The 25,745-nt window shown below is 62.0% G+C and carries 17 protein-coding genes; 11 read left to right on the forward strand and 6 right to left on the reverse strand.

Annotated elements, in window-relative coordinates:
- Positions 1 to 76 precede the first annotated feature (76 nt).
- Genes DBV08_RS15965 through DBV08_RS15975 form a run of 3 tightly spaced genes read left to right on the forward strand, consistent with a single transcriptional unit; the run spans position 77 to position 4,679 of the window.
- Positions 77 to 1,924 carry a DUF3556 domain-containing protein gene (locus DBV08_RS15965; RefSeq protein WP_124568055.1) on the forward strand — a complete coding sequence of 616 codons (1,848 nt, stop codon included), beginning with the start codon at positions 77 to 79 and terminating at the stop codon, positions 1,922 to 1,924.
- Entirely contained in the window at positions 1,921 to 3,354 is a 1,434-nt protein-coding gene (locus DBV08_RS15970; RefSeq protein ID WP_124568056.1) for an NAD(P)/FAD-dependent oxidoreductase, read from the forward strand. The genes DBV08_RS15965 and DBV08_RS15970 overlap by 4 nt, the downstream gene beginning before the upstream one ends.
- A gap of 35 nt (positions 3,355 to 3,389) precedes the next feature.
- Positions 3,390 to 4,679 carry a CdaR family transcriptional regulator gene (locus tag DBV08_RS15975; protein WP_124568158.1) on the forward strand — a complete coding sequence of 430 codons (1,290 nt, stop codon included), beginning with the start codon at positions 3,390 to 3,392 and terminating at the stop codon, positions 4,677 to 4,679.
- A gap of 90 nt (positions 4,680 to 4,769) precedes the next feature.
- Here the strand turns inward: DBV08_RS15975 and DBV08_RS15980 are convergent, their stop codons facing one another.
- Positions 4,770 to 6,065 (reverse strand): HNH endonuclease signature motif containing protein, encoded by a 1,296-nt coding sequence (locus DBV08_RS15980; protein ID WP_124568057.1) that lies wholly within the window; start codon positions 6,063 to 6,065, stop codon positions 4,770 to 4,772.
- A 116-nt stretch (positions 6,066 to 6,181) separates the two neighbouring features.
- Between DBV08_RS15980 and DBV08_RS15985 the strand changes: the two genes are divergently transcribed.
- The 7 genes from DBV08_RS15985 (at position 6,182) to DBV08_RS16015 (ending at position 17,670) form a co-directional block, all read left to right on the forward strand.
- The gene (locus DBV08_RS15985) at positions 6,182 to 7,480 is read left to right on the forward strand and encodes an SWIM zinc finger family protein (protein WP_124568058.1); all 1,299 of its coding nucleotides are present in this window, start codon (positions 6,182 to 6,184) and stop codon (positions 7,478 to 7,480) included.
- Positions 7,477 to 8,961 (forward strand): DUF5691 domain-containing protein, encoded by a 1,485-nt coding sequence (locus tag DBV08_RS15990; protein ID WP_124568059.1) that lies wholly within the window; start codon positions 7,477 to 7,479, stop codon positions 8,959 to 8,961. Before DBV08_RS15985 ends, DBV08_RS15990 begins: the two co-directional genes overlap by 4 nt.
- Positions 8,958 to 10,073 carry an AAA family ATPase gene (locus DBV08_RS15995; protein ID WP_095973722.1) on the forward strand — a complete coding sequence of 372 codons (1,116 nt, stop codon included), beginning with the start codon at positions 8,958 to 8,960 and terminating at the stop codon, positions 10,071 to 10,073. The genes DBV08_RS15990 and DBV08_RS15995 overlap by 4 nt, the downstream gene beginning before the upstream one ends.
- Entirely contained in the window at positions 10,070 to 12,256 is a 2,187-nt protein-coding gene (locus DBV08_RS16000) for a DUF5682 family protein (protein WP_124568060.1), read from the forward strand. Before DBV08_RS15995 ends, DBV08_RS16000 begins: the two co-directional genes overlap by 4 nt.
- Positions 12,253 to 13,416 (forward strand): VWA domain-containing protein, encoded by a 1,164-nt coding sequence (locus tag DBV08_RS16005; RefSeq protein WP_124568061.1) that lies wholly within the window; start codon positions 12,253 to 12,255, stop codon positions 13,414 to 13,416. The genes DBV08_RS16000 and DBV08_RS16005 overlap by 4 nt, the downstream gene beginning before the upstream one ends.
- Positions 13,417 to 13,473: 57 nt before the next feature.
- Complete coding sequence (locus tag DBV08_RS16010; RefSeq protein WP_124568062.1) at positions 13,474 to 15,096, forward strand: MFS transporter; 1,623 nt, start codon at positions 13,474 to 13,476, stop codon at positions 15,094 to 15,096.
- A 237-nt stretch (positions 15,097 to 15,333) separates the two neighbouring features.
- Entirely contained in the window at positions 15,334 to 17,670 is a 2,337-nt protein-coding gene (locus DBV08_RS16015; RefSeq protein WP_260395610.1) for a bifunctional diguanylate cyclase/phosphodiesterase, read from the forward strand.
- Between the two features lies 1 nt (position 17,671).
- On the opposite strand, the gene DBV08_RS16020 is transcribed toward DBV08_RS16015, so the two are convergent.
- On the reverse strand, positions 17,672 to 18,796 hold the full coding sequence (locus tag DBV08_RS16020) for a GGDEF domain-containing protein (protein ID WP_260395611.1): 1,125 nt from the start codon (positions 18,794 to 18,796) through the stop codon (positions 17,672 to 17,674).
- Positions 18,797 to 18,918: 122 nt separating this feature from the next.
- The gene (locus DBV08_RS16025) at positions 18,919 to 20,358 is read right to left on the reverse strand and encodes an amino acid permease (protein ID WP_124568064.1); all 1,440 of its coding nucleotides are present in this window, start codon (positions 20,356 to 20,358) and stop codon (positions 18,919 to 18,921) included.
- 148 nt (positions 20,359 to 20,506) lie between these two features.
- Here DBV08_RS16025 and DBV08_RS16030 point away from each other — a divergent pair, with 148 nt between their 5' ends.
- Complete coding sequence (locus DBV08_RS16030; protein ID WP_260395613.1) at positions 20,507 to 22,039, forward strand: PucR family transcriptional regulator; 1,533 nt, start codon at positions 20,507 to 20,509, stop codon at positions 22,037 to 22,039.
- Here the strand turns inward: DBV08_RS16030 and DBV08_RS16035 are convergent.
- The 3 genes from DBV08_RS16035 to DBV08_RS16045 all read right to left on the reverse strand — a co-directional run bounded on the left by DBV08_RS16035 (position 22,015) and on the right by DBV08_RS16045 (position 25,734).
- Positions 22,015 to 23,451 carry an aldehyde dehydrogenase family protein gene (locus DBV08_RS16035; protein WP_124568066.1) on the reverse strand — a complete coding sequence of 479 codons (1,437 nt, stop codon included), beginning with the start codon at positions 23,449 to 23,451 and terminating at the stop codon, positions 22,015 to 22,017. The genes DBV08_RS16030 and DBV08_RS16035 overlap by 25 nt on opposite strands.
- Positions 23,448 to 24,821, reverse strand: a complete 1,374-nt coding sequence (gene gabT / locus DBV08_RS16040; RefSeq protein WP_124568067.1) for a 4-aminobutyrate--2-oxoglutarate transaminase — start codon at positions 24,819 to 24,821, stop codon at positions 23,448 to 23,450. The genes DBV08_RS16035 and gabT overlap by 4 nt, the downstream gene beginning before the upstream one ends.
- A gap of 106 nt (positions 24,822 to 24,927) precedes the next feature.
- The gene (locus DBV08_RS16045) at positions 24,928 to 25,734 is read right to left on the reverse strand and encodes an alpha/beta fold hydrolase (RefSeq protein ID WP_124568068.1); all 807 of its coding nucleotides are present in this window, start codon (positions 25,732 to 25,734) and stop codon (positions 24,928 to 24,930) included.
- Positions 25,735 to 25,745 lie beyond the last annotated feature (11 nt).

Raw genomic sequence — 25,745 nt, forward strand, 5'->3', positions numbered from 1 at the left:
CGTAATACCAGCACAACTCGACGACGTCCGTCGAGTCGATCCGTCATGCCCACATTCCGTATTTCAGGAGCACATCATGGGATTCAAAGAAGGAAACTTCCCTCCCGTCGATCCGGCAACATTCATGGACAAGCCGTTTCTCGAGCGTCTGCGTGACATGTCCACGCACTGGGTGGATTACGGCTTCGGTACGCCGAAAATGGTCCACACCGTCTACATCATGAAATTGTTGTTCCTCTACCTGGCAGCTGGAACAGCCGTTGCCACTTTGACTTCCGGCCTCTCGTGGTTCGACGTCGGTTCGTGGTGGAACCAGCCGATCGTCTACCAGAAACTCATCATCTGGACGATGATGCTCGAGATGCTGGGCTTGGCAGGATCCTGGGGACCGCTCGCCGGCCACTTCAAGCCGATGACCGGTGGAGTTCTCTACTGGATTCGCCCCGGCACGATTCGCCTGCCACCGTGGCCGGGCAAAGTGCCGCTCACCTCGGGTGACTCCCGCTCGGTGTTCGACGTTTTCATCTATGTCGCCGCAGTCGCCAATCTACTTGTTGCAGAGGTTCTTCCGGGAGTTCACACCACAGGACTCGATTCGGCCTTCGCTGACAGTGCCGGACTCGTACGTCCGACGGTCTTGTACTCCTTCCTGGTGCTCATGGTGATTCTCGGGTTGCGTGACAAGGTGCCCTTCATCGCTGCACGTAGCGAGCAGTACCTGCCGGCAATCTTCTTCTTCACGTTCCTGCCTTTCGTCGACATGATCCTGGCGCTCAAACTGCTGATCGTCATGGTGTGGATCGGAGCCGGTGTCTCGAAGTTCGGTCGCCATTTCTCGCTGGTGGTTCCCCCGATGCTCAGCAATACGCCGTGGATCCCGTCGAAGAAGATCAAGCGCGCGCATTACCGGAACTTCCCGGAAGATCTTCGGCCCTCGCACCTGGGCGGCGGCGTCGCACACGTGGCCGGAACGATGGTCGAAATCGTCACCCCGTTGATACTGCTGTTCTCGACGAACAAGACTCTCACCATTCTTGCCGTGATCCTCATGGTCGGATTCCACCTGTTCATCGCGTCGACCTTCCCGTTGGCCGTTCCGCTCGAATGGAATCTTCTGTTCGCCTACGCCTCGGTCTTCCTGTTCCTGGGCTTCCCGGCGTGGGACGGCTACGGCCTCGGCGCTATGTCCTCTCCGTGGATCACCGCGGGAATCATTGCAGCCCTTGCCTTCTTCCCGATCCTCGGAAACCTCCGACCAGATCTGGTGTCGTTCCTGCCGTCGATGCGTCAGTACGCCGGCAACTGGGCATCCGCGACGTGGGCATTCGCGCCGGGCGCCGAAGCCAAGATCGACCAGTACATCAAGCGTCCGTCGCCGGACACGCGCAATCAGTTGATGACGATGTACCCCGAGGACGTGTCCGACGTCGTTCTGCATCAGCTGTTGGGCTGGCGTTCCATGCACAGCCAAGGGCGTGCGCTGTTCTCTCTGATGATCAGGCACCTAGGCGACGACATCAACACGTATTCGCTTCGCGAAGCCGAGTTCATGTGCAACTCCATCGTCGCCTTCAACTTCGGTGACGGCCACTTGCACGACGCGAAACTGATCGCCGCTATTCAGCGTCGCTGCAATTTCGCACCCGGTGAGTTCCTGGTGACCTGGATCGAATCGCAGCCCATCCACAAGGGAACGCAGGAGTACCAGGTGATCGATGCGGCTCTCGGTGTCATCGAACGGGGTACTTTCAAGGTCGCCGACGCAGTTGCCGAACAGCCGTGGTTGCCGAACGGGCCCATTCCGTTCGACGTTCAGTGGACACTGGACGTACGGGCCGACCGCGCGGCAACAGATCCGCAGGTCGTCTCCGAGCCGAAGATGCGTACGAGGGTCAGCGGTAGCGAGCAAGAGGTGAGTAAGTGACAAAGGCCGTAGTCGTCGGCAGCGGGCCCAATGGGCTCGCTGCCGCGGTACACCTTGCACGTAGTGGTGTTGACGTGCAGGTACTCGAGGCCGCCGACCAGATCGGCGGAGGCACCCGATCCGGTCCGCTCGACGTGCCGGGGTTGATCCACGATCACTGCTCGGCGTTTCACCCGATGGGTATCGGCTCGCCGTACCTGTCCAAACTGGACCTCGAGCGGTACGGGCTGATCTGGCGCTGGGCAGAGGTGGACTGTGCGCATCCGCTCGACAACGGCGATGCCGGCGTTCTGTACCGCTCGCTGGAGCAGACGGCGGCGGGACTCGGCGCGGACGGACCCCGATGGCAACGCATGTTCGAGGATTTGTCGACGGGGTTCGACGCTCTGGCGTCCGACCTGATGCGTCCGATCGTCAACGTTCCACGCCATCCGCTGCGGCTTGCGGCTTTCGGTCCGCGAGCGCTGCTTCCGGCCACGGTGACCGCGAAGTTGTGGAAGACCGACAAAGGAAAGGCTCTCTTCGGCGGGGTTGCCGCGCACGCCTTCTATCCGCTCAACCGTCCGGCTACATCGGCGGTGGGATTGATGATCACCGCGGCTGGTCACCGCTACGGTTGGCCGGTTGCCGAGGGAGGTTCGCGTTCGATCACCGACGCCATGGCCGCGATGCTCCTCGATCACGGCGGCAAGATCGACACCGGCGTTCGGATACGTACGGCCTCCGAGATTCCTGACGCCGATGTTGTTCTGCTGGATGTCAATCCGGGGGGTGCGCTCGAAATCCTGGGCGATCGACTCCCGGGCCGAGTGGCGAAGGCCTATCGAAGGTTCAAGCAGGCTCCCGGAGCATTCAAGGTCGATTTTGCGATCGAAGGTCATGTACCGTGGACCAATCAGGATTGCGCTCGGGCCGGAACTGTCCATCTGGCAGGTGGTTTCGACGAAATCGTGGCAGCTGAGCGTGAGACGAATTCAGGCCGTATGCCGGACCGACCGTTCGTGCTCCTCGGTCAGCAATACCTGGCTGATCCCACCCGCTCGGCCGGGAACGTCCATCCGTTGTACGCCTATGCGCACGTGCCTCACGGCTACAGCGGCGACGCGACGGAGGCGGTCATTCGTCAGATCGAGAGGTTTGCGCCAGGATTCCGGGATCAGATCGTCGCGACGTCGAGCAGTGGTACAGCTGATCTGGCACAAGACAATCCGAATCAGGTAGGAGGCGACATCATCGGAGGTGCGAACACCGAACTGCAGGTTGTCTTGCGTCCGCGCGTCGCAGTCGATCCGTACAGCACTGGGATCGAGGGCACTTACCTGTGCTCGGCCTCGACCCCGCCGGGTGCCGGAGCACATGGAATGTGCGGGTACAACGCGGCAGAATCGGCACTGAAGTACCTGCGGCGGAAGGGTGCAGAGGTTCTGTGAGTAGTCCATCGCACAAGGAGCGAGGCGCCGGAGCAATGCGGCGTCTCGCCCGAGTGCCTGCAGCTGCAGAGCCGGAAGTGCTTGCCGTGGTTGCCGAGTTGGCGCGACGACTCGACGAGCGCAGCGCCGATATCGCGCGTGAGATGGCCTTCATGATGGCTCACGAAATCGACCAATTGGATGCAGACGCCAAATTGCTCGAAATGCTCGAGGCCAGCGTGCAGGGAAACATCACGACGATCATCCACGTATTGGCCAACGACATTCCGATCGATCATCTCCAACCGACTACTGCCGCAGTAGAATACGCTTTGCGTCTGGCGCAGCGAGACGTTCCGTCCAACTCTCTCGTTCGGGCCTATCACATGGGCCAAGGCGATCTGATGCGGATCTGTCACGACGAGATCAGCACACTGGATATTCCGGCGCGACTGACTTTGGCTGTCCTGAAACACACTTCGGACGTGGTCTACAGCTACATCGACTGGATCACGCTCTACGTCTTCGACGCGTACGAGCGGGAGCGCAGTCGATGGATGGCAGCGCAGGGAAACCTCCATTCGGCCGCGATCCATGCCCTTCTGTCCGGAACCAACGCAGATACCGCTGCTTTCGAAGCGGAGACCGGATACCGCCTTGGTCAAAACCACGTCGCCCTGGTGGTCTGGTCGACGTGGGATGCGGACGTCATGGGCATCAACACGCTGGATCGACTCGTGCGTGATCTCGGCGCAGCGGCGGGAGCGGACAAGCCGCCGATCATCACCGCCATCGATCGACGCACGGTGTGGGCGTGGCTGCCCTTCGGTCGCCGGATTCCAGCGCCGGATGCGGACGTTCTCGCGGCCGCAGTGCCGTTGGACGGCGGAGCACGGGTGGCCATCGGACTGCCGGGGTCGGGGGTCGACGGTTTCAAACGATCTCACGAACAAGCCACTGCCGCCTATTCAGTTGCTGCCGTCCCGGATACGCCACAGCGACCCGTGGTGAGTTTCGGGGACCGCGGCGTCGCCGTGGTTTCGCTTCTGTCCGAGAACATCGATTCTACGAAGTCATGGGTCTGGGAGGTGCTTGGCCCGTTGGCGGACGATACGCCTTCTGCTGCGTCCTTGAGGACGACGTTGAGTGTGTACTTCGCCCACGGAGAAAGCCATCTGCACACTGCCAATCATATGAATCTGCACCGGAATACGGTGAAGTATCGCATCAACAAGGCGCTGGGCGATCCGGTCGCTGCGGGCCGAGACAAGTTGGATCTTGCTCTGGCCCTGCAGGTTTGTGAGTTGTTGGGCAGATCGGTCTTGCGCCCCGCGCGAACGTCGTGAGTTGTGGACGCTCCACGGCCTCTGGGCTCCGTATCGGGTTTTGATGTCCGATGCGGAGCCTGGCCGTGTTCTGTTGTGCCCGAGTTATTCTCAGGTTTTGAAGGTGGTGTTCGCCGGCCTGGGGTGCTGCTGCGGGTCGATCGAGGGCGGTGGGATGAACCAGGGCTTGTTGTCGACCCCGATCCGGATCTCCCACTTTCCGACAAACCCGGATTTTCGGTGCATCAGCCGGTGATGTGAACGGCACAGCAAAACAAGGTTGTTCATCACCGTCGGGCCGCCATTGGCCCAGTGCCGGATATGGTGCGCATCCGTCCACGCCGGCACACACGTACAGCCGGGGAACGCGCAGCCTTTATCTCTCGCGATCAGCGCGACGCGTTGTTCGGCGGTGACCAACCGTTTCCCGGGTTTCGCATCCAACGGCGCGCCGTGATCGTCCAGCAGAACAGTGGACAGGAAACAATCACACCCGAGAAGCCTGGTCTGCGACACCGACAGTGGTCCGAGCCAGGGCATGTGCCCGACATCGAGATCCGACACAGACCCACCATCAGTGGGTGTCGTGGCGCAGTCGCGGTGCTCGGCGAGATCCCGGGCGTTGATGTGCACGTTCACGTGCGGGCGCTGACCACCATCCATACCGGTGTTGGCGCAGTCCAGATACCGGCGGATCAGTTCGGTGAACCCGTCCGCGGTCCGCTTCGCCGCCGACCGAGCATCGGGGGTTCCATCGGGTGCCGGGGTGGGCATCGTCAGATTCGACAACGCCGACAGCAGCATTTCGCCGGTGAGGGCGTCGAAATCCCCACGCACCACCACCCGACCGTTCAACGTCGACGCGATGCGGAGTTCGTTGCGGTCGACGTCTTCGGCTGGCGGAATCTCATCGGATTCGAAGATTCGCTCCAACGTCGCGATGACGTTCCGCACCTTCGTGGTCGTTGCTTCCACACCCGACGCTGCAGCCAACAACAAATCGATACAGCGAGGCATCGCCTCGTCCGGCATCCCCTTCGGCGGCGACTCACAAAACGAGACGATCAAGACAGCATGATCGAACGAACAATCCCCGCAATCGAACCGAGCTGCCACCGCCGGAAACGGCCGCAGCGCCGCACCGAGGGCGGCGATCTTCTTCCCGTCCCGGACCTGGAGCATCGTGTTCGCCGCCAACCACGCGCCGACTCCGCGGCTGGCGATCACCTGATCATCCGGGCGCAACGACAGCTCGTCGACGACCGCCACCCGAATGGCCTCGAGGCGGAGAATCTCCGCGCTCGCGGACACGGCAGCCTCGCGTAGCTCCGCAGCAGACAACTGCCACAGACGTCCGCGTAACCCCACCGCAGAACCCGACACCACGTCCGACAACAAGACACTCATTGAATCCCCCGATCCCCTACACAAAGAGTACTCGAACATGCGTTCGAGTCAAGGGCTAATTCGAGAATGAATCGGCCTGACTCTGCGATGTCAGCGGGTTGTCATACTGTGGTCGAGTGACTTCGCCGTGGACAGCTGGGCAAGTGGCATCGGTAGCACCCGACGCCGCATCGCTGGCCGCTGCGCGCAAGTTGGCTGGTTCGTGGAGCCACGCCGGCAACAAGGGTCTCGCGCTTTGGGGGCTGTGTCAGGGCAGCGGCTCGAAGCCGTATCAAGCAGTAGTTGACCTGCGGGGCCCTGCTTACAAGTGCTCGTGCCCGAGTCGAAAGTTTCCGTGCAAACACGCTCTGGGGCTGTTGGTGGAATGGTCGGAGGGGCGTGTTCCGTCGGCGGCCGAGCCGGCCGACTTCGCTGCCGAATGGTTACTGCGCCGCGAGGAGAAGGCCGAGGGCACCGGCGAAGGCGGTGACGAGGCGCCCAAGAAGGCTCCCGACCCGGCGACAGCGCAGAAGCGCGCCGACCGAGTGGCGAGCGGACTCGCCGAATTGGATCTGTGGATCACCGATCAGATCCGCAGTGGTCTTGCCGCGATGGACACGTCCTGGGCGGGCTTCGATGCGATAGCCGCTCGCATGGTGGATGCCCAGGCGCCCGGTATCGCCGGCACGCTTCGAGCATTGGCGGGAACCGTTGCATCTACCGAGAACTGGCCCGAGAAACTCCTCGACGAGTTAGCTCGGTTGCACCTGCTGGTCACTGCGCATCAGAAGCTGTCCGAACTGCCGGAAGATCTTGTCCATTCGGTGAAAGCGCACGTCGGCTATCCCGTTACCACCGACAGCGTGATGGAATCGACTCCGGTGCACGAGAACTGGATGGTGCTCGGTTCCGGGATCACCGAGGAGAAGCGGCTGTTCACCCGAACGGTGTGGATGCGCGGTCGGACGTCGAGACGCTGGGCCATGCTGCTCGACTTCTCCCATGGGGCACCCAACTTTTCCACCGAAGCGCCGCCAGTAGGGTTTTTGGTCGACGCCGATCTTCATTTCTACCCCGGTGCGGCGGCGTTGCGGGCGCGGCTGGGGGCAACGCATAGTGAACCTCAACCGTTCACAACCCTGCCGTCCGGAAGCATCGATGCTGCGCTGCAAGAATTCACCGATGCCCTCGCAGCAGATCCATGGTTGCGGTCGTGGCCGGCAGTGATCAGTTCGGTGGTCCCGTCGTTCGTCGACGGTGCCTGGTTTCTCGTCGACGAATCGGGCGCAGCGCTTCGGGCAGAGGGTGATTCGGACCTTTTATGGAAGTTGCTCGGCATTTCCGGCGGTTACCCGGTCGCAGTCTGCGGAACGTGGAATGCGCAGGCTCTTGCCCCGATCTCGGTTTTCACGGGAGGGCAGGTGATCGTGCTGTGAGCGCATTGATTTCTGCGGCACTTCTCGGGATCGCCAGAACAGCAATAACGTTCGAGGAACTTCCGACCACGGTGCGTTCCAGCACTCGCGAACTCGACGGCGATCCTGCCGAGTTGCTGCTCGCAGCAGCAGCGTTGGAGAAGGCGTACCGCCGTGGCGGTGCGGGCGCCATCACGGCTACGGTGCCGACACTTGCCCCAGACGATGTGCGGTTCACCCTGCCGGAATCGTCATCCGCACATCTGCTGTCGATGCTCGCGGCCAAGGCGACCTTGCTCGACGAATGGTTTGCCGTTGCGTTGTCGCGCAACTACCGTGCCCCCGATCATCTTGTTGCCGAGCTGCTTTCCTTCGCTCGGGCGAGTGAGACTCACCGCGAGAGTATTCTCCAGCTGGTCGGCGAGCGTGGTCGCTGGCTTGCCGCGCAAAACCCTGAGTGGAGCAAGCTCGTCCGAACCCAGGATGCAAACCCGGATGTCTGGCGCCACGGAAGTTCGGCCCAGCGCGCGCAGTGGCTGATGGACACTCGCCGAACAGATCCCACGTTGGCGCTGGCCGAACTCCGAAAGTCCTGGGGAACCGAGCGTGGCGAACAGAAGGCCGCATTCGTCTCGGCGCTGGCCATCGGATTGAGCACGGACGATCAAGCATTGTTGGAGGAAGCCCTCGACGACCGTCGCAAGGACGTGCGGCGCGCAGCAGCGGACGTGCTCGGACGACTTCCCGAATCGGAGTTCGGGGAGCGAATGGCCGCCCGGGTCCAGGAATGGGTGCGGGTGGAACGGAAACTGCTTCGGTCCACGATGGTCGTCCTGCCGCCTGAAGAAGTCGATGGACCGGCGAGGCGCGACGGTATCGAAGACCGGCCGAATCCGCACACCGACTATCGGGCCGAGTATGTCCGTCAAGTGATCAGTGCTACTCCGTTGTCCTTGTGGAACAAAATGATCGGTGGAGCCAAGAAGACGTTGGGGATGAGCGTCGACGAAGGTTGGGAGCCGATACTTCACGACGCTTGGTCCAATGCTGCAGCGGCACAGAACAATGCGGAATGGGCACTGGAACTCTTCCACGCGCGCGGCGTGGTCACCGATAGGCGACTGCTCCCGTTGGTGCCCGCCAAGGCGCTGGCAGATCTGCTGAGGGCCGGAAACGGTGATGCCAATGTTCTGCACCCGGGCCGGGCAGCGATCTACGACGCCCTGCGAGGTCCATGGCCCGAGGACATCACCCGGGCAGTCGTGGCTCAATGGGAACGAGCTGCGGCCAGACGTGCCGATGGTGGCGCCAAGGCAGGCGAATTCTCGCGCTACAAGTACGTAGCCTCCTTGCGCCTTGCCGAGACTCGATTCCCCTACAGCGCAGTAACTTTGCTGGATCGGGCAGCCGAGCGCGCCCGTGACCCGGACTGGCGGCAAACCTTCGCCAGAACTGCCAGTGCCATCACCCACCGTAAGACCCTGCTCGAGGAGCTCACATGACTGACAGCGTCACCGTGCCCATCACGGAACCGGCAAAGCTGATGCGTCCCCACGCAGAGCAGGAGTACGCGCTCGAACTCGAAGCGCTGGCCGCGCAAGATTCGCGCCCGCGCCCGCCGTCGTGGAACTTGTCGCCCTGGGCTGTTGTGACGTATCTGTTGGGTGGCACTCTCGACGACGGGACGGTCATTTCGCCGAAGTACGTCGGTCCACGGCGGTTGATGGAAGTAGCCGTCGCAACTCTTGCCACCGACCGCGCGCTTCTACTGTTGGGCGTGCCGGGTACAGCCAAGACCTGGGTCTCCGAACACCTTTCGGCTGCAATCTCGGGTGCGTCGACGCTCCTGGTCCAAGGCACGTCGGGTACGCCCGAGGAAGCTATCCGCTACGGCTGGAACTACGCACGCCTGCTCTCGGAGGGGCCGACCGCCGGTGCACTGGTGCCTTCTCCCGTGATGACGGCGATGGAAACCGGGAAGATCGCTCGCGTCGAAGAGTTGACGCGTATTCCGGCCGACGTGCAGGACGCGCTCATCACCATTCTCTCCGAGAAGACGTTGCCGGTGCCGGAACTGGGCATCGAGGTGCAGGCAGCCAAAGGCTTCAATCTGATCGCTACCGCCAACGATCGGGATCGTGGTGTCAACGATCTGTCGTCCGCATTGCGTCGACGGTTCAATACCGTTGTCCTCCCGCTGCCGGCAAGCGAGGAGGACGAGGTGGCTATCGTGGCGCGCCGAGTCGAACAGCTGGGCGCAGCATTGGAATTGCCGACAACCCCCGCAGCAGCCGAGGAAATACGTCGGGTCGTCACCGTGTTCCGAGAACTACGATCAGGCACGACCACGGACGGCCGCACCAAGTTGAAGTCCCCGTCCGGAACTCTGTCGACGGCGGAGGCGATCTCGGTGGTCACCAACGGTTTGGCGCTGTCCGCGCATTTCGGGGACGGCGTACTGCGGGCATCCGATGTCGCTGCCGGAATCCTGGGTTCGGTGATCAAGGATCCGGTCGCAGACAAGGTTGTGTGGAACGAGTACCTCGAGGCAGTAGTGCGTGAACGCGGAGAGTGGTCCGACTTCTATCGGGCTTGCCGCGAGGTCACCGGGTGACCATCGCCATTCCGGACCTGCGTGTCCGGGTCTTCGGAATCCGTCACCACGGCCCGGGATCTGCTCGTTCGGTTCGGCAAGGCCTGGAAGAGTTCTCGCCTGACGTCGTCCTGATCGAAGGGCCTTCGGATGCAGACCCGTTGGTGATGCTGGCGGCATCGGAGTCGATGGAACCGCCGATTGCGCTGCTGGCGTATGCCACTGGCGAACCGTCGAAGGCGGCATTCTGGCCGTTTGCGGTGTTCTCGCCCGAATGGCAAGCGCTGAAGTGGGCCGCGAGCAACGGTGTGCAGGCACGGTTCTGCGACCTGCCCGCGTTCAACGTGTTGGCGGATCAAGGGATTCGTACTACACGCGAGGGTGATCCTCTGGCTGAACTGGCGTCGGCCGCGGGGTTCGACGACACCGAACGCTGGTGGGATTCGGTGATCGAATCGAGCTCGGGCGCAGATTCTTTCGATGCGATCACCGAGGCGATGGAGGCGCTGCGTGAAACAGTGCCGATCGACGAGGAGACAGCGCATCGCGAAGCGTACATGCGTCAGGTGCTGCGAAAGACGTTGAAAGGAGGCGCTGAGCGGGTTGCCGTCGTCTGCGGGGCGTGGCACGCGCCGGCGTTGGTCGGAGCCTTGGGGCCAGCGGCTCCCGATGCTCGCATCCTCAAAGGAATGTCCAAGGTCAAGACCTCGCTGACCTGGGTTCCCTGGACGCATTCGCGCCTTTCGTCGGCATCGGGCTACGGCGCCGGAATTACCTCGCCGGGCTGGTATCACCACCTGTTCACCGCGAACGACAAGACGATCACTCGGTGGCTCACCAAAGTTGCCCGGGTGCTGCGCGACGAGGATCTTCCGATCTCGAGTGCTCACGTCATCGAAGCTGTCCGATTGGCAGATACGTTGGCGGCACTGCGTTCTCGCCCGCTGGCCGGATTGTCAGAAGTTACCGAGGCTACGAGGTCGGTGATGTGCGATGGAAACGACGTTCTTCTGGATCTGATCACGCGAAGACTCGTCGTAGGCGAAGCCCTGGGTTCGGTGCCCGAGGAGACGCCGACGGTTCCACTCGAAGCGGATTTGCGCGCACGCTCGAAGACCCTGCGGCTCAAACAACAAGCGGGAGCCAAGAACCTCGATCTGGACCTGCGACGCGACATTGACGTCGAGCGTTCCCAGTTCCTGCACCGACTGGGGATCCTCGAGATCGACTGGGGGACGCCGGCCGACAGTGAGGTCCGTTCCACCGGAACTTTCCGAGAGACATGGGCTTTGCAGTGGAAGCCCGAATTCTCGGTCTCGGTGATCGAGGCGTCACTGTGGGGTACGACGGTGGCCGAAGCGGCGGCCTCGCGGGTCGTGTCGAAGATTCACGAGCCGGACATCACTCTGGCCTCACTGATCGGACTACTGGAGAACTCGCTCCTGGCAAACCTTCCGGCAGCCTTGTCCGCTGTGCTGGAAAGTGTGAAAATGGTTGCGGCACTGGATCATGACGTGTCGCACTTGATGGCGGCGCTGCCCACGCTGACCCGAACGCTGCGATACGGCGACGTGCGCGGTACCGACGTGTCGGCCTTGATCGACGTCGCCGACAGCTTGTTGATCCGCATTTGCACCGGCCTCGCAGTCGCTGTCACCGGCCTGGACGACCCCAGTGCCGAGGAGTTTCGCGATCACCTCGACAAGGTGCACGCGGCAGTCATGGTCCGTGACGACCGCGACGCGAGCGCACGGTGGTTGCAGGCGATGGCCGGCGTGATCGACCGCGACGACGTCAACGGTTTGCTCGTCGGCCGGATGGTGCGGCTACTGCGCGACAGTGGTTCGATCACGGAAACCGCTGCAGCCCAGCGATTGTCTCGGGCCCTGTCCGTGGGCAGCGTGCCGACCGCCAAGGCCGGGTGGGTCGACGGGTTTCTCGGCGGAGGAGGGCTTGTGCTCGTTCACGACCGAGCGCTGCTCACACTGATCGACACCTGGGTCCGTCACCTTCGCGAGCAGGATTTCATCGACACGCTTCCGTTGCTTCGGCGCACGTTCGGAGCTTTCGAATCCGGGGAACGTCGGGCGATCGGTCAGGCAGTCAGGGGCGGCCGACGCGTCGAAACGACGGTGGAGACCGATGCTCGACGTGGCAGCGCGGCAATGGTGGTCGTTGCGCAGATACTGGGAGTGCGCGCATGAGTGACGACGATCAGCGCCTGCGACGCTGGAGATTGATGCTCGGCGAATCCGCCGAAGAGTCGACGGGTGGGCTGGGTCAACCGGGCGACAGTCGAATGGATGCAGCTCTTGCAGCGTTATACGACTCGTCCGGCCCGACCAAGGGGCGTCGGCGCTCAGCCGGTTTGGGGGCGTCGGCGCCGTCCGTCGCCAGGTGGCTCGGTGATATCCGCACGTACTTTCCCAGCACGGTGGTGCAGGTGATGCAGAAGGACGCTATCGACCGACTCGGCTTGGCGCAGTTGCTTCTCGAGCCGGAACTGCTCGATGCCGTCGAGCCCGATGTGCATCTGGTCGGGACGCTTCTGAGCCTGAACCAGGTCATGCCGGAGGCCAGCAAGGCAACTGCTCGAATGGTCGTCGGCAAGGTGGTTCGTGAGGTCGAAGAGCGGATCGCTCAGAAAACGAAGGCCGCGGTGACCGGAGCACTCAATCGCGCCGCCAGAACGTCGAATCCGAAGTTGCGTGACATCGACTGGGATCGAACCATCCGAGCAAATCTGTCGCACTACCTGCCGGAGTATCGAACGGTCGTCCCCGAGCGGCTCGTCGGATACGGCCGTAAGTCGAAATCCGTGCAGCGCGACGTGGTCCTGGCGATCGATCAATCGGGTTCGATGGCGTCGAGCGTCGTTTACGCATCCGTGTTCGGCGCGGTGTTGGCGTCGATGCAGGCACTGAAGACTTCGCTCGTCGTTTTCGACACCGCCGTCGTCGATCTGACAGACAAACTGTCCGACCCTGTCGACGTCCTGTTCGGAACCCAACTTGGTGGGGGCACCGACATCAACCGTGCGATCGCATACAGTCAGTCGCTGATCTCGCGGCCTGCCGAGTCGATGTTCGTGCTTATCTCCGACCTCTACGAGGGTGGTATCCGCAACGAGATGCTGCGCCGCATGGCCGCCATGAAGAACTCCGGTGTACAAGTCGTTGTTCTGCTGGCGCTCTCGGACGACGGGGCGCCGTCGTTCGATCACGACAATGCGGCGGCGCTGAGTGCTCTCGGGATTCCCGCGTTTGCGTGCACGCCGGACAAATTTCCGGAACTGCTGGCCGTGGCTCTCGAACGCGGCGACGTGTCGGCCTGGGCGGATCAACTCACGCTCGAACAGCACTGACTCGAACAGCACTGACCGGTCTGCTTCGGAGAGCGGAGCACCGGGTACACCCGCACGATGGGTGACGGACAAGTTGCTGGTTCGACTACGCAGGCGGGTTCGGGACTGGTTCTCACGGTGTTGGCATCCAGCCAATTCCTGATGACCCTGGACAGCTCGGTCATGAACGTTTCGATGGCAACCGTCGCCGAGGACGTCGGCACGAGCATCACCGGCATTCAAACCGCGATCACGCTGTACACCCTCGTCATGGCGACGCTGATGATCACGGGAAGCAAGGTCGGTTCGATGATGGGCCGTCGCCGAGCCTTCGCACTGGGTTTGGTCATCTACGGCGCAGGTTCTCTGACAACGGCGCTCGCCCCCAATCTCGCGGTACTGCTGATCGGATGGTCGTTCCTCGAAGGCGTCGGCGCGGCGCTCATCATGCCGGCGATCGTCGCGCTCGTCGCCACCAACTTTCCGGCGCAGAAGCGGCCGGCCGCGTACGGTCTCGTTGCTGCAGCCGGCGCGATGGCTGTGGCAGTCGGACCGCTGATCGGCGGCGCCGCGACGACATTCGCATCCTGGCGTTACGTGTTCGTCGGCGAAGTCGTGATCGTTGTCCTCATCCTGCTGGTGCTCAGCAAGGTGGTCGACGTCCCACCGTCGAAGTCGCGTCTCGATTACGTCGGATCGATCCTGTCCGTGGTGGGACTGGGCATGATTGTTTTCGGTGTATTGCGTTCGAGCGAGTGGGGATGGGTGCAGGCCAAACCCGATGGACCGCAGTTGGTCGGATTGTCCCCGGTGGTGTGGCTTCTGATCGTCGGTCTCCTGGTCGTCTACGGGTTCCTGCGCTGGGAGGGGCGCCTGGCCGCTGCGGGGAAGGAGCCGTTGCTCGATCCGGCCATGCTGCGGAACCGCGAGCTCAGTGGCGGACTTTCCATGTTCTTCGCGCAGTTTCTGGTGCAGGCGGGCGTGTTCTTCGCGGTCCCGTTGTTCTTGTCCGTCGTTCTCGAGCTCAGCGCCCTCGAGACAGGAGTGCGCATCCTGCCGCTGTCGGCGGCGCTCGTGTTGGCTGCGATCGGTATTCCGAAGCTGCTGCCTACAGCGAACCCGCGGCGGGTTGTTCGAGTCGGTTTGTTGGTCATGATCTTCGGCATCTTGATGCTCGTGGCGGGCATGGATCCCGGCGCCAACGCGGCGGTCGTGATGATTCCCATGCTGTTCATGGGATTCGGCTTGGGATGTCTGTCCTCACAGCTCGGCGCGGTCACGGTGTCGGCGGTTCCGGACGATCGCAGCACCGAGGTCGGCGGGTTGCAGAACACCGCCACTAACCTGGGCGCATCCTTGGGGACCGCGCTCATCGGATCGGTTCTCATCGCCACCCTCACGACGTCTGCGATTGCCGGAATCGAGAACAATCCGGCAGTTCCGGTATCGGTGCAGCAGCAAGCGAGCACCGACATGGCTTCGGGTGTGCCGTTCCTGTCGACGACGCAACTTCGATCTGCTCTCAGTGATGCCGGCGTCGACGAATCCACGGCGGATGCGATCGTGAATGTGAACGAAGATGCCAGGCTGGACGCTCTCCGTGTCGCCTTTGCCGTGGCAGCGCTGCTCGCAATCGCCGCGTTGTTCCCGACCGCTCGCATCCCCCGGGTAGCCGTCGGCGACAATCGTGCGACGAGCTAAGAATCAGCAATCGCAGATCGACCTGGAGGATCGAGAGATCGACCTCTGGATATAGTGATCTGCGCACAATCGATTCGTCAGATGGCTACCGTTGTGAAGGAAACAAGCAGCGAGTCTGAAACACTGACGTTTCACCGGATAAGGGTTCGGTGGGGAGCCAGGGGAGGTTCGGATGGCCAGGCGAGCGGATTCGACGCCCGCTGATGGAGCCTGCGCAGATGCCGGGATGCCTCGCCGATGAACCGTCTGAGTCGATTGAGTCGATTGAGTCGCCAGGATCCTGCTTCGGAGGCCGACTGTAACAGCCTGTTTCGTCGTCAGATCGACGAAGCTGCGGCCGTTGCACCATTCGCCAACCTCGCATACATGGCGAGTTTGGTCGTGATTTTGGCTTACACCGTCCCACCGGGACGTCAAACCCTCAGGTGGCTGGGTGGTGCCCTGATCTTTCTTGTCCTCGCGAATTCGATTCGAGTGTGGATACCGCTGCGCTGGCGACCGTCGAAGCACACACCGCGCTACGACTACGTGGGTCTGGTTCTCGAAGTGATCGTGGTCGCGAGCCTCGACGTCATATTGTTCGCTCTGCTCTTTCACGACATGGACGTCTTCCGCGACTTGGTTCTGATTGCGACGATGGCCGGGATCATGGGGGCCGGAACAGTGACGTTCTCGAGCCTGAGATCGGTGAGCTTGACCTGGATCTACATTCACGGACTCGGCGTGTTCACGGTTCTCGTGGTCCACTCCGAACCACACTTTCGAATACTCGCAATTCAGCTGTGCATCTATATGTTTGCGCTCACTGTAGGGGCGGTCTATCTGTCGGCTTCGTTCCAGAGACGTTGTCTCGCAGAGTTTCAAGCGGAATCCGAGCGTCAGACTGTGGCATTGTTGCTCGACGGTTTCGAGGGCGGTTCGCGCGACTGGCTGTGGGAGTGCGACACCAACGGCCGGTTCTCACACACCTCGGCACGTCTCGCCGAGGTCGCCGGTATGACGGTGGACGAGTTGCAACAACTCACCTTCGGGCAACTCCTCACCAGACTCCAGATCGCATCGAGTCCGGAGGGTCGTACTGCCGCGGCCCAGATGATCGACAAACTCGAATCGAGTGCCCCTTTCCGGGACACCGTCGTTCCGGTGCACGTCGACGGTAAGCGGCGCTGGTGGTCCCTTTCCGGTAATCCCCGGGTCCTCGAATCCGGCGTGATTCTGGGTTGGCGCGGTGTCGGTTCCGACATCACGGAGAGGTATGTCCACGAACAGGAGATCCTTCGGCTTGCCGCGACCGACTCGTTGACCGGATTACCGAACCGTCGAGCGTTCGGTGAGGCGCTCGAGGAAGCGATCAATTCTCGGGCGCCGGAGAAGCAGGTCCTCGTCGGGATTCTCGACCTCGACAACTTCAAATCGGTGAACGACACCCTTGGACATCCGATCGGGGACCAACTACTTCTCGAAGTCACGAAACGCCTGCGCGAGGTCGTAGGTTCGGACATGTGCTCGCGGATGGGCGGCGACGAATTCGGGCTGATCGTCTGCACGTCGTCGCGCGACGATCCCGGCGCTATTTTCGATCGGTACCTTGAAGTGCTGCATGAGCCGTTCTTCGTCGAAGGTAATCGGATCGAAGTGCGGGCCACGATCGGTTACTCCAGTGCGCCGGAGGATTCCACCGACGCCGACGGATTGGTGATGCTGGCGGATCTGGCTCTCTACGAAGCGAAGTCGACGGGGCGCAATCGCGTCGGCAAGTTCTCGCCGCTGCTGCGAGCGCGGGCATCGGCGCGTGCGACGGCGCTGCACGAACTCGACAGAGGCATCGAGGAAGGGCAGTTCGACCTCCACTATCAACCCCAGGTCGACACTCAGACCGGTGAAGTGGTTGCCTTCGAAGCGCTTCTTCGGTGGAACCATCCGAGTCGCGGTCTCATCGGGCCGAGTCAGTTCATCTCGGTGGCAGAGGAAACCGGAATGATCATCCCCCTCGGTGCGCAGGCAATGGCGATGGCGACCGCTGCCGCCGCGAGATGGCCGAGCGGAATCGGTGTCTCGGTCAACGTTTCACCCGTGCAATTGGTGTCGCGCGAGTTCGGTGCGATGGTGACGAAGGCTCTGACTGAATCGGGCCTGCCTCCGCAACTGCTGCAACTCGAAATCACCGAGACGGGGGTTGTGGACGATCGCGCGATCCGCGATCTCTACAAGTTGCGTGAACTCGGTGTCACCGTCGCACTCGACGATTTCGGCACCGGCTATTCGTCTTTCGCCACGCTCCAGAGACTTCCGATCGACGTCCTCAAGATCGATCGCATGCTGGTCACCGACTCGGATGATCCGAAGATGTCCGTCGTGAAGTCCATTGTCGAATTGGCTGCGGCCCTGGGTATGAAGTCGTTGGCCGAGGGCGTCGAGACCATCGAGCAGTTCCGCCGCGTTCAGTGGGTCGGGTGTGACCTTGTCCAGGGTTACCACATCAGCAAGGCTCTGACCGCTGAGCGCGTCGATGTGTATCTTGCCGCGACGGACACGGAAACCGGGCGTAGCGTCCACCCACTGACCTGGCTGTGAATCAGATCTGAGCCGAGCGGATCGTATTACCGCCTGCCGCTTTCGCTTGATACATCATCGAATCCGCGACGTTCGTCGCTGCCAGGATCGCGGAAGTACCGCCGCTCCACGCCTTCGATTCGGCGGTCATCATCACCGCTCCGACGCTCACCGTTGTTGGGATGGCATCGGAACAATCCGACAGTGCCGCGTTTATCCCTTCGATCAGCAGGGTCGTCGATTCGGGATCGCCGGCAATGACGGCCAGATATTCTTCTCCGCCCGTGCGAGCGATGACTCCGCGTTCGCCGAGATGTGTGCTCAATCGGTTCGCTGTTCTTCTGATGACATGATCGCCTTCGGCGTGGCCGTGAAGATCATTCACCGTCTTGAATTTGTCGATATCGACGACGATGAAAGCGAGAGACGAAGAATCGTCTCGGGCGCTCTCGAAGAGATCGCCGACCGCGCCTTCGAGTCCGCGACGGTTGAACAGCCCGGTAAGAGGATCACGATCCGAATACTGGGCATCGCGGTACAGAGTGCGCCAAGTCAGGTGCGCAAAAATGGGAACAAGGGTGACAGCTCCGAAAAGAACTGTGCCCCGGGCGAGAAGCGTCGTGATATCGACTTCGCCTTGAAAGTAGGCAAGAACAAATACAACTGTCGTGGCAGTCGTCGACCAGACGACATGAGCGACAAGCCATCGTGCGCTGACAAACAGCGTCGCAAAGGTTCCGGTGACCGCGAAAACGATGCAACCGAACGTCCCGGACGAGCGATCCGGCACCAGGAGGACTGCGGCCGCGATCCCGAGATCTGCGAATATTCCGAATGCGAGCAGGCCCCGGCGTCCGGGAAACGGTTGCGTGAACCAACACGCGGCGATTGCCACACACATGCAGATCATGAAAACCGAAAGTGCTTTGCCGGGTGTCGTCGGCGGTGTATCCGGCCCGATCAATTTGTAGAACGCGGACAGCCCGAAGATGACTGTCATCAAACCGAGCAAGGTTCGGAAGATCGGAATGATTGCTCGTCCGGATCTCTGGTGCTTAATCCACTCGTAGTCGTGCGGTTCGTTGAACCATTCGTGAAGTGTTTGCCAAGAACTGTGCCCTTCGGAGGCGATGACAGGGCTCGGCATGCTGTCCATTTTGCCTTGAAATCGAACAAAGAGAAAATCTTTGCTCGATCGGTTTCACCGTATTGAATGTTTTCGGGGAGAAAGTGCAACCGATCGAGCAGAGAGTTCACTCGATGCTTGTTTCAGACGGTGTCCGCAGCGCTGTGCGCGTTCTCCGAGGCAGTGGCGAACGATCCGGTTTTTCGCGTACGAGACTTTCTCACGCCGTAAGCGACGAGGATGACGCCGAGGGCGACCAGGCTTTGGACGAATTCCGCGCGCGTGGGTTCGTTGAGACCCATTCCCACCAGGATCACGAGAATCAGGCCGGTGACCACTATCGGTAGGCCGGGATACAGCCAGACACGGAATTTCAGAATCTCGGGGCTTTCGCGTTCCCATCGGCGACGGAGGCGTAGTTCGGATACACAGATCAGGATGTAAACGAACAAACAGATTGCGCCGGAAGAATTCACGAGGAACAAGAAGATCGTGTCCGGCCAGATGTAGCCGGCCGCGATACAGAAGTAGCCGGCCACGGTGCACGCGAGTACACCCTTCACCGGCACGCCGCGGCTGTTGGTCCGCGTCATCCAGGCCGGCGCGTCGTTGTAGACCGAGAGCGCGAAGAGCATCCGCGACGCCGTGTACAGGCCGGAGTTGAGGCAGGACAGCACTGCGACCAGAACTACGAGGTTCAGAATGTCAGCAGCGCCGGGAATTCCGAGCAGGTCGAGGGCGGAGATGAACGGAGAATCGCCGACGACGAACGAATCCCACGGCAGCATCGTCACGAGGAGGAAGGTGGCGACAACGAAGAAGGCGAGAATACGGAAGACGACGGTGTTCGTGGCTCGTCTGATCGCTCCGGCCGGTTCGGCGGATTCCGCTGCGGCGATCGTGACTAGCTCGGCTCCGGTCATGGAGAAGATCACGGCGACGACGCCCACCAGTACGGGGGTGAAGCCGTTCGGCAGAAATCCTCCGTGGCCGGTCAGGTTGCTGAAATCGACTTCACTGCCAGGCCAGATGCCGAACACGAACAGACTGCCGAGCACGATGAAGCCGATGATGACGGCGACCTTGATACCCGCAAACCAGTATTCGGCCTCGCCGAAGTTGCTGACGGAGAGAAGGTTGACTCCGGTCATCACCAACAGGAGTACCGCTGACATGAGCCAGAGCGGGACGCCATGGATCCACCGGGAGAGCAGGGTAGCTCCGACGACGGATTCGATGCCGACGACGATCACCCAGAAGTACCAGTAGAGCCAGCCAGTGGTGAAGCCCGCCCAGTCGCCCAACGCCATTCGCGCGTACTCGGTGAACGATCCCGTACACGGCTTGGCCACCGCCATTTCACCGAGCATGCGCATCACCAGGAACACGATGATGCCGCAGATCGCACACGTGATGACGGCGCCGGGGCCGGCCTGGTTGATGATTCCGCTCAGACCGACGAAGAAACCGGCGCCGATGACACCGCCCATGGAAAGCATGGTCAAGTGGCGCTTCTTCAGGCCGGTCTTGAGCGTCGAGTGGACGCTGGCGGCTTCGGCTGTTTCGGTGCTGCTGTCGGGCATCTGGGCTCAGCTCCTATTGCATGACGCGATCAGTTCTTTCGGAGAGACGCTAAGCTCATCGTGTGATCCAGAACATGGACCTGATGTACAAAACGCAACCGGAAACTGTCAGTTCTGTCCACTGCCTTCGGAGGTTCCGGTTATGCCGATGACTGTTCGGCGGCTGGCGGCCACCACCTCGCTCGGCCTCACGATCGTTGCAGGTCACGACAACGTGGACCTGCCGATCAGCTGGGCGCACGCAATCGAATTACAGGATCCGAGTCGGTGGCTCGCCGGTGGCGAGCTTGTCATGACGACGGGGCTGCACCTTTCGCGTTCGGCGACAAAGCAGTTCGAGTACGTCGAGCGCATTGCGCGGACCGGTGCGGTGGCACTGGCATTCGACACCGGCACCGTGCACGAGAAGGTTCCGGACGCGATCATCAGGGCCGGCGACGAACTGGGCTTTGCCGTGCTTTCCGTCGCCAAGGAGACGCCGTTCATCGCCATCTCGCGGGCCGTGATCGACGAGCTGACCGCCGACCAGATACGAACGGTGCAGGCGGTGGTCGACGCGCAGGAGAAGTTGGCGCGTGCCTTGCTCGACGGGGTGCCGGCCTTGATCACTGCTCTGGGGCGTGCCGTACAAGCAGCAGTGTGTGTTCTCGATCGGGACGGAGCGGTGCTGGCTCTGACGGAAGGTGCGAGTTCGTCTCTGCCCGAACGCATCAGGGAGCGATCAGGCAAGGAGCGCAGCCGGGTCGTGGTGGACGACGACGGCCACCTGGCCATTCACCGGCTTGCCGTGAGTGGCACTCTCGCCGTGGCGTCCGACGCCGCCTTGGATCAGTCCGAACGACTGTTGGTCGGGCACACGGTATCGCTGTTGACCATCGAGCTTGCCAAGCCGTCACGGGTTGTCGATGCCGAACGGCGGCTGAGGTTGGCGGTCGCGACGATGGTGCGCCAGGCCGGCGGCGACGTCGACGAAAGTCTGTTGCGGTACTTCGGATTCGAATCCGAATCACCGGTGGTTGCAACTGCCTTGACCGATGTCGGACCATTACTGGCGGCAACCGACATCACGTCAGCGGCCCTCGAAGAAGAGGCGGTGCCGTACCTCTTGGCTCCGCTGAATGACGGCACCGGCGTGTGGTTCGTCGTGAAAAGTGAAGTTGCGGAGAAGGTCACGCGCAGTGTGTATGCGAGAGTTCGGGAGAATTCACGCCGGAGCATCAACGGCGGAATCGGAAGCGTCCGGCCGATGAGCGGTGTGGCGGCCAGTCTGCGCGAGGCCGTCTCTGCTGCCAAAGTGGGACAGGTCGACGGTCACATGCTCGTTTCGTTCTCGGAACTCGGGACTTTCAGCCTCCTGTTGAGCGTGCAGTCGAACGATGTTCTGCAGTCGATCGCGGCCGGCGGTCTCGGTGTGTTGGAAGACTACGACGCCGAGAACGGTTCCCGTCTGGTGGACTCGATCGAAGCGTTCCTGCACCACAATGGTCAATGGGAGTCCGCTGCAGCGCAGTTGGGTGTTCACCGGCACACGCTGCGCAATCGCATGGACAAGGCTGCCGAGTTGATCGGCCGAGATCTCGATTCCGCCCACACTCGATCCGAGTTGTGGATCGCGCTCAAAGCTCGTGAACTGCTGCAGGCGGAATCGAATTCAGATCACGCTCGGCCGCCCCTGAGATAGACGGTGGTGGTGTGAGTGAAGAACTCTCGTGCTGCGTCGCCTTGTTCCTTGGGCCCGTATCCACTCTTCTTCGCGCCGCCGAAAGGTACGTGAGGATCAGCGCCTGCCGATTCCGAATTGACGTGCAGGATCCCCACGTCCAGGTCGTCGATACCGGCAAGGGCGTTGGTCAGGTCCTGAGTGAACAACGCTGCGGACAAACCGAATTCGCCCTCGTTTGCCAAGCGGAAGGCGTCTGCAGTTGTTGCTGCCCGCTGCACCGCCAGCACCGGGCCGAAAAGCTCCTCGAACCACAGTTCGGTGCTCGCCGGTAGTTCCAGCACCGTCGGCTGGACGTAGTGGCCTGACTCCGGCGCTTCGGCGGTCGCTACGACTCTGGCGCCGCCGCCGACGGCTCGATCGATCCCGTTGACGATCGACTTCTGTGCGGATGCGCTGACCACGGGACCTGTGGTGACGTCGGGATCGAGTGGATCTCCGACTCTCAGTTCCTGGACCTCGACTGTCAGCCTCGCCAGAAACTCCTCGGCGATGGATTCGTGGAGCACCAGACGGGAAGTGGCCGTGCATTTCTGGCCGGTCGACCGGAATGCGCCCAGCATGACCTGCTCGACTGCAAGCTCGAGATCTGCGTCGGCAAGGACGATTGCTGCGTTCTTTCCGCCCATCTCCGCCTGGACCGGAACTCCGCGCGCCGCAGCAGATCCCGCGATCTTTCGGCCGACGCCGGTGGAACCGGTGAAGGTGACGGCGTCGAGGTCCGGGTGATCCACCAGTGCTTCACCGGCCGCGCTGTCGGCGAGGATCATGTTCAGGACGCCGTCGGGTAGGCCTGCTTCCGTCAATGCCTGTGCGAGACGGAAGGCCAGAAGAGGCACCGCGGCAGCCGGTTTCCAGACGACGGTGTTTCCGTATACCAAGGCAGGCGCAATCTTCCATGCCGGGATCGCGATCGGGAAGTTGAACGGCGTGACGACGCCTACCACTCCGAGAGGCTTGCGAGTGACGAGAATCTGCTCGCCGCTGCGAGGGGAGGAATACACCGTTCCGGACTCGCGGTCGGCGGCATTGCCGTAGTAACGCAGAATCTGCGCAGCCCGGCGTACTTCTCCGATACCCTCGGCCAGCGTTTTCCCTTCTTCACGGGTAAGTTCTTCACCCCAGCCCTCGGCGTTGGATTCGATTATTTCCGCTGCGCGAGTGAGGAATGCGCCGCGTGCGGACATCGGCAGGCGCGCCCAGCCGCTCGTGGCAATGCGGGCGACGCGAACGCCGGTCGCCATTTCGGAGGCACCGGCACGGCCTCCGGTGGCGACAACTTCGTCGGGACGCGCCGGGTTGGTGTCTGTCAGTGTGCCTTCGCATCCCGTGACCCAAGCTCCGCCGATCAAGCTGCGCACTGCGACGCTCATCGGACTGCGTCCACAGCGTCGCGAAGGATGTCGAGGCCTTCGGCCAGCAATTCGTCGGAGATGCTCAGCGGCGGGAGGAATCGGACGACGTTTCCGTAGGTGCCGGCGGTGAGGAGAAGGAGACCGTGCGCGTGGGCGTAGCTGACGATCTGGGCGACGGCCTCGCGATTCGGAGCCTTGTCGTCGTGGTGGACGAGTTCGATCGCAATCATGGCGCCGCGTCCACGGATATCGCCGATGATGGTTGTGTTCGAAGCGATTTCGGACAGTCCTGCGGTCAGGATCTCACCGATGTCCTTGGCGCGATCGAGGAGGCCTTCCGCCTCGATCGTCTCGAAAACTGCCAAGGCGGCCTCGCAGGCAACGGGATTGCCGCTGTACGTACCGCCGATACCACCGGGATGCGCGGTGTCCATGACGTCGGCACGGCCGGTCACGGCGGCGAGTGGCATTCCACCGGCGAGACCTTTTGCAGTTGTGATGATGTCGGGGACGAAGTTCTCACTCTCGCTGGCGAACCAGGCGCCGGTTCGAGCGATACCGGTCTGGACCTCGTCCGCGACGACGAGAATGCCGCGCTCACGGCAGAATTCGGCGACGCGCTTCAAGAATCCCGGAGCCGGAACGATGAAACCTCCCTCGCCCTGAATCGGTTCCACGACCACGGCGGCTACCGATTCGGCACCGATCTGAGTGTCGATCGCAAGACGGAACTGTGCGAATGCCTCGTCGGCCGCGTTATCGGGGCCGCTCGGCCAACGGTAGGAGTAGGCCATCGGAACCCGATAGACCTCGGGAGCGAACGGGCCGAATGTGGCCTTGTACGGCTGGTTCTTGGCGGTCATCGTCATGGTCATCAACGTGCGACCGTGGAATGCGTGGTCGAAGACGACAACTGCCGGGCGACCGGTGGCGGCACGTGCGTATTTCACGGCGTTCTCGAGCGCCTCGCTTCCGGTGTTGAACAGCGCTGTTCGTTTGTCGTGGTCGCCCGGGGTCAGACGGTTGAGCGCTTCGCAGACCTCGACGTATCCCTCGTAGGGGTTTGCGAGGAAACACGTGTGGGTGAACTGACCGAGTTGACGGGTCGTCCGTTCGACCACGCGCGGCGCGCTGTTTCCGACGGTGGTCACAGCGATGCCGCTGCCGAAGTCGATGAACGAGTTGCCGTCGACGTCGACGACTACTCCTCCGCCCGCTGCCGCAACGTAGATGCTGGATCCGCTGGTCAGTCCGGCCGGCAGTGCGGCGCTCCGGCGCTCGGCCAAAGCGCGCGAGTTGGGGCCAGGCACTTCGGTGACGAGGCGTCGTACCTGGGGAAGGGTCGGTCCACCGATGCACGTTTCCGTGCCGTGCTCGAGAATGGTCATCGCAGTGCCTCCAGTCGTTTTCCGAACTGTAGGACGGCGACAAACAATCCGGACATGGCCGAACCGTCGATAGACTTCTACCTCATTGGACGTCGCGTCCAGCGGGTTACTTCGCGAAATTGCCGAGGAATCGTCGCAACAGTGGGTTGTACACCTCAGGGGCTTGCCAGAACGCTGCATGTCCGACTCCGGGGATGAGGTGATACGTGCCCTCCCACAGGTTCGCGAAGGTCAACGACGCGACATACGACGTGTTCACGAACGGGTCCTCGGCGCCGTCGATCACCGCGAGCGGCACCGACGCCGTTGCAACCAAAGCCTTCTGATCGGATTCGCGGCCCGCGCCGAATGCGTCGAACATGATCTTGCGAGCGCGCCCGTCCGTGCGTATCGCGGCGTCGAGGGCAGACTGCTCGAAGGGAACGGCGGTCATCCGTGCGTAGAGTTCGGCTTCCTGCGCGGTGATGACCTCGGTACCGCCGATGGACAAACCGTCGCCGGCATTGAATGCGTCGCCGAGCGTCTCGGGATTTGCCGGCGGTGTACCGGTGACGACGATTCCGGTGAGCCCGGGGAACTTCGCGATCAACTCGAGTGCGATGTGTCCACCGAGAGACCATCCGACGACAACCGCTCGTTCGACGCCGAGTTCGGTCAGAACATCGACGATGGCGTCGGCGTAACCGTTCTGCGTGTACGCGGCTTCGGGATCTCTCGCGTCCTCGGAGTCGCCGTGACCGAGTAGGTCCAGAGTGATCATGCGGTAGTCGCCGGCCCAGTCGGCGTCGACCTGATGACGGAAGATGGAGCGGCTGGCCGAGTTTCCGTGGATGAAGACAACCGGGAAACCGTCGGTGGCACTGTCGTCGACTGCCATGACGCCATGCCGGGTTTCGATCTTGGTAATTGTCATCGGAATCCTCG

Origin of the sequence: Rhodococcus sp. KBW08, assembly GCF_003852455.1 — a bacterium.
Lineage (GTDB): Bacteria > Actinomycetota > Actinomycetes > Mycobacteriales > Mycobacteriaceae > Rhodococcus_F > Rhodococcus_F baikonurensis.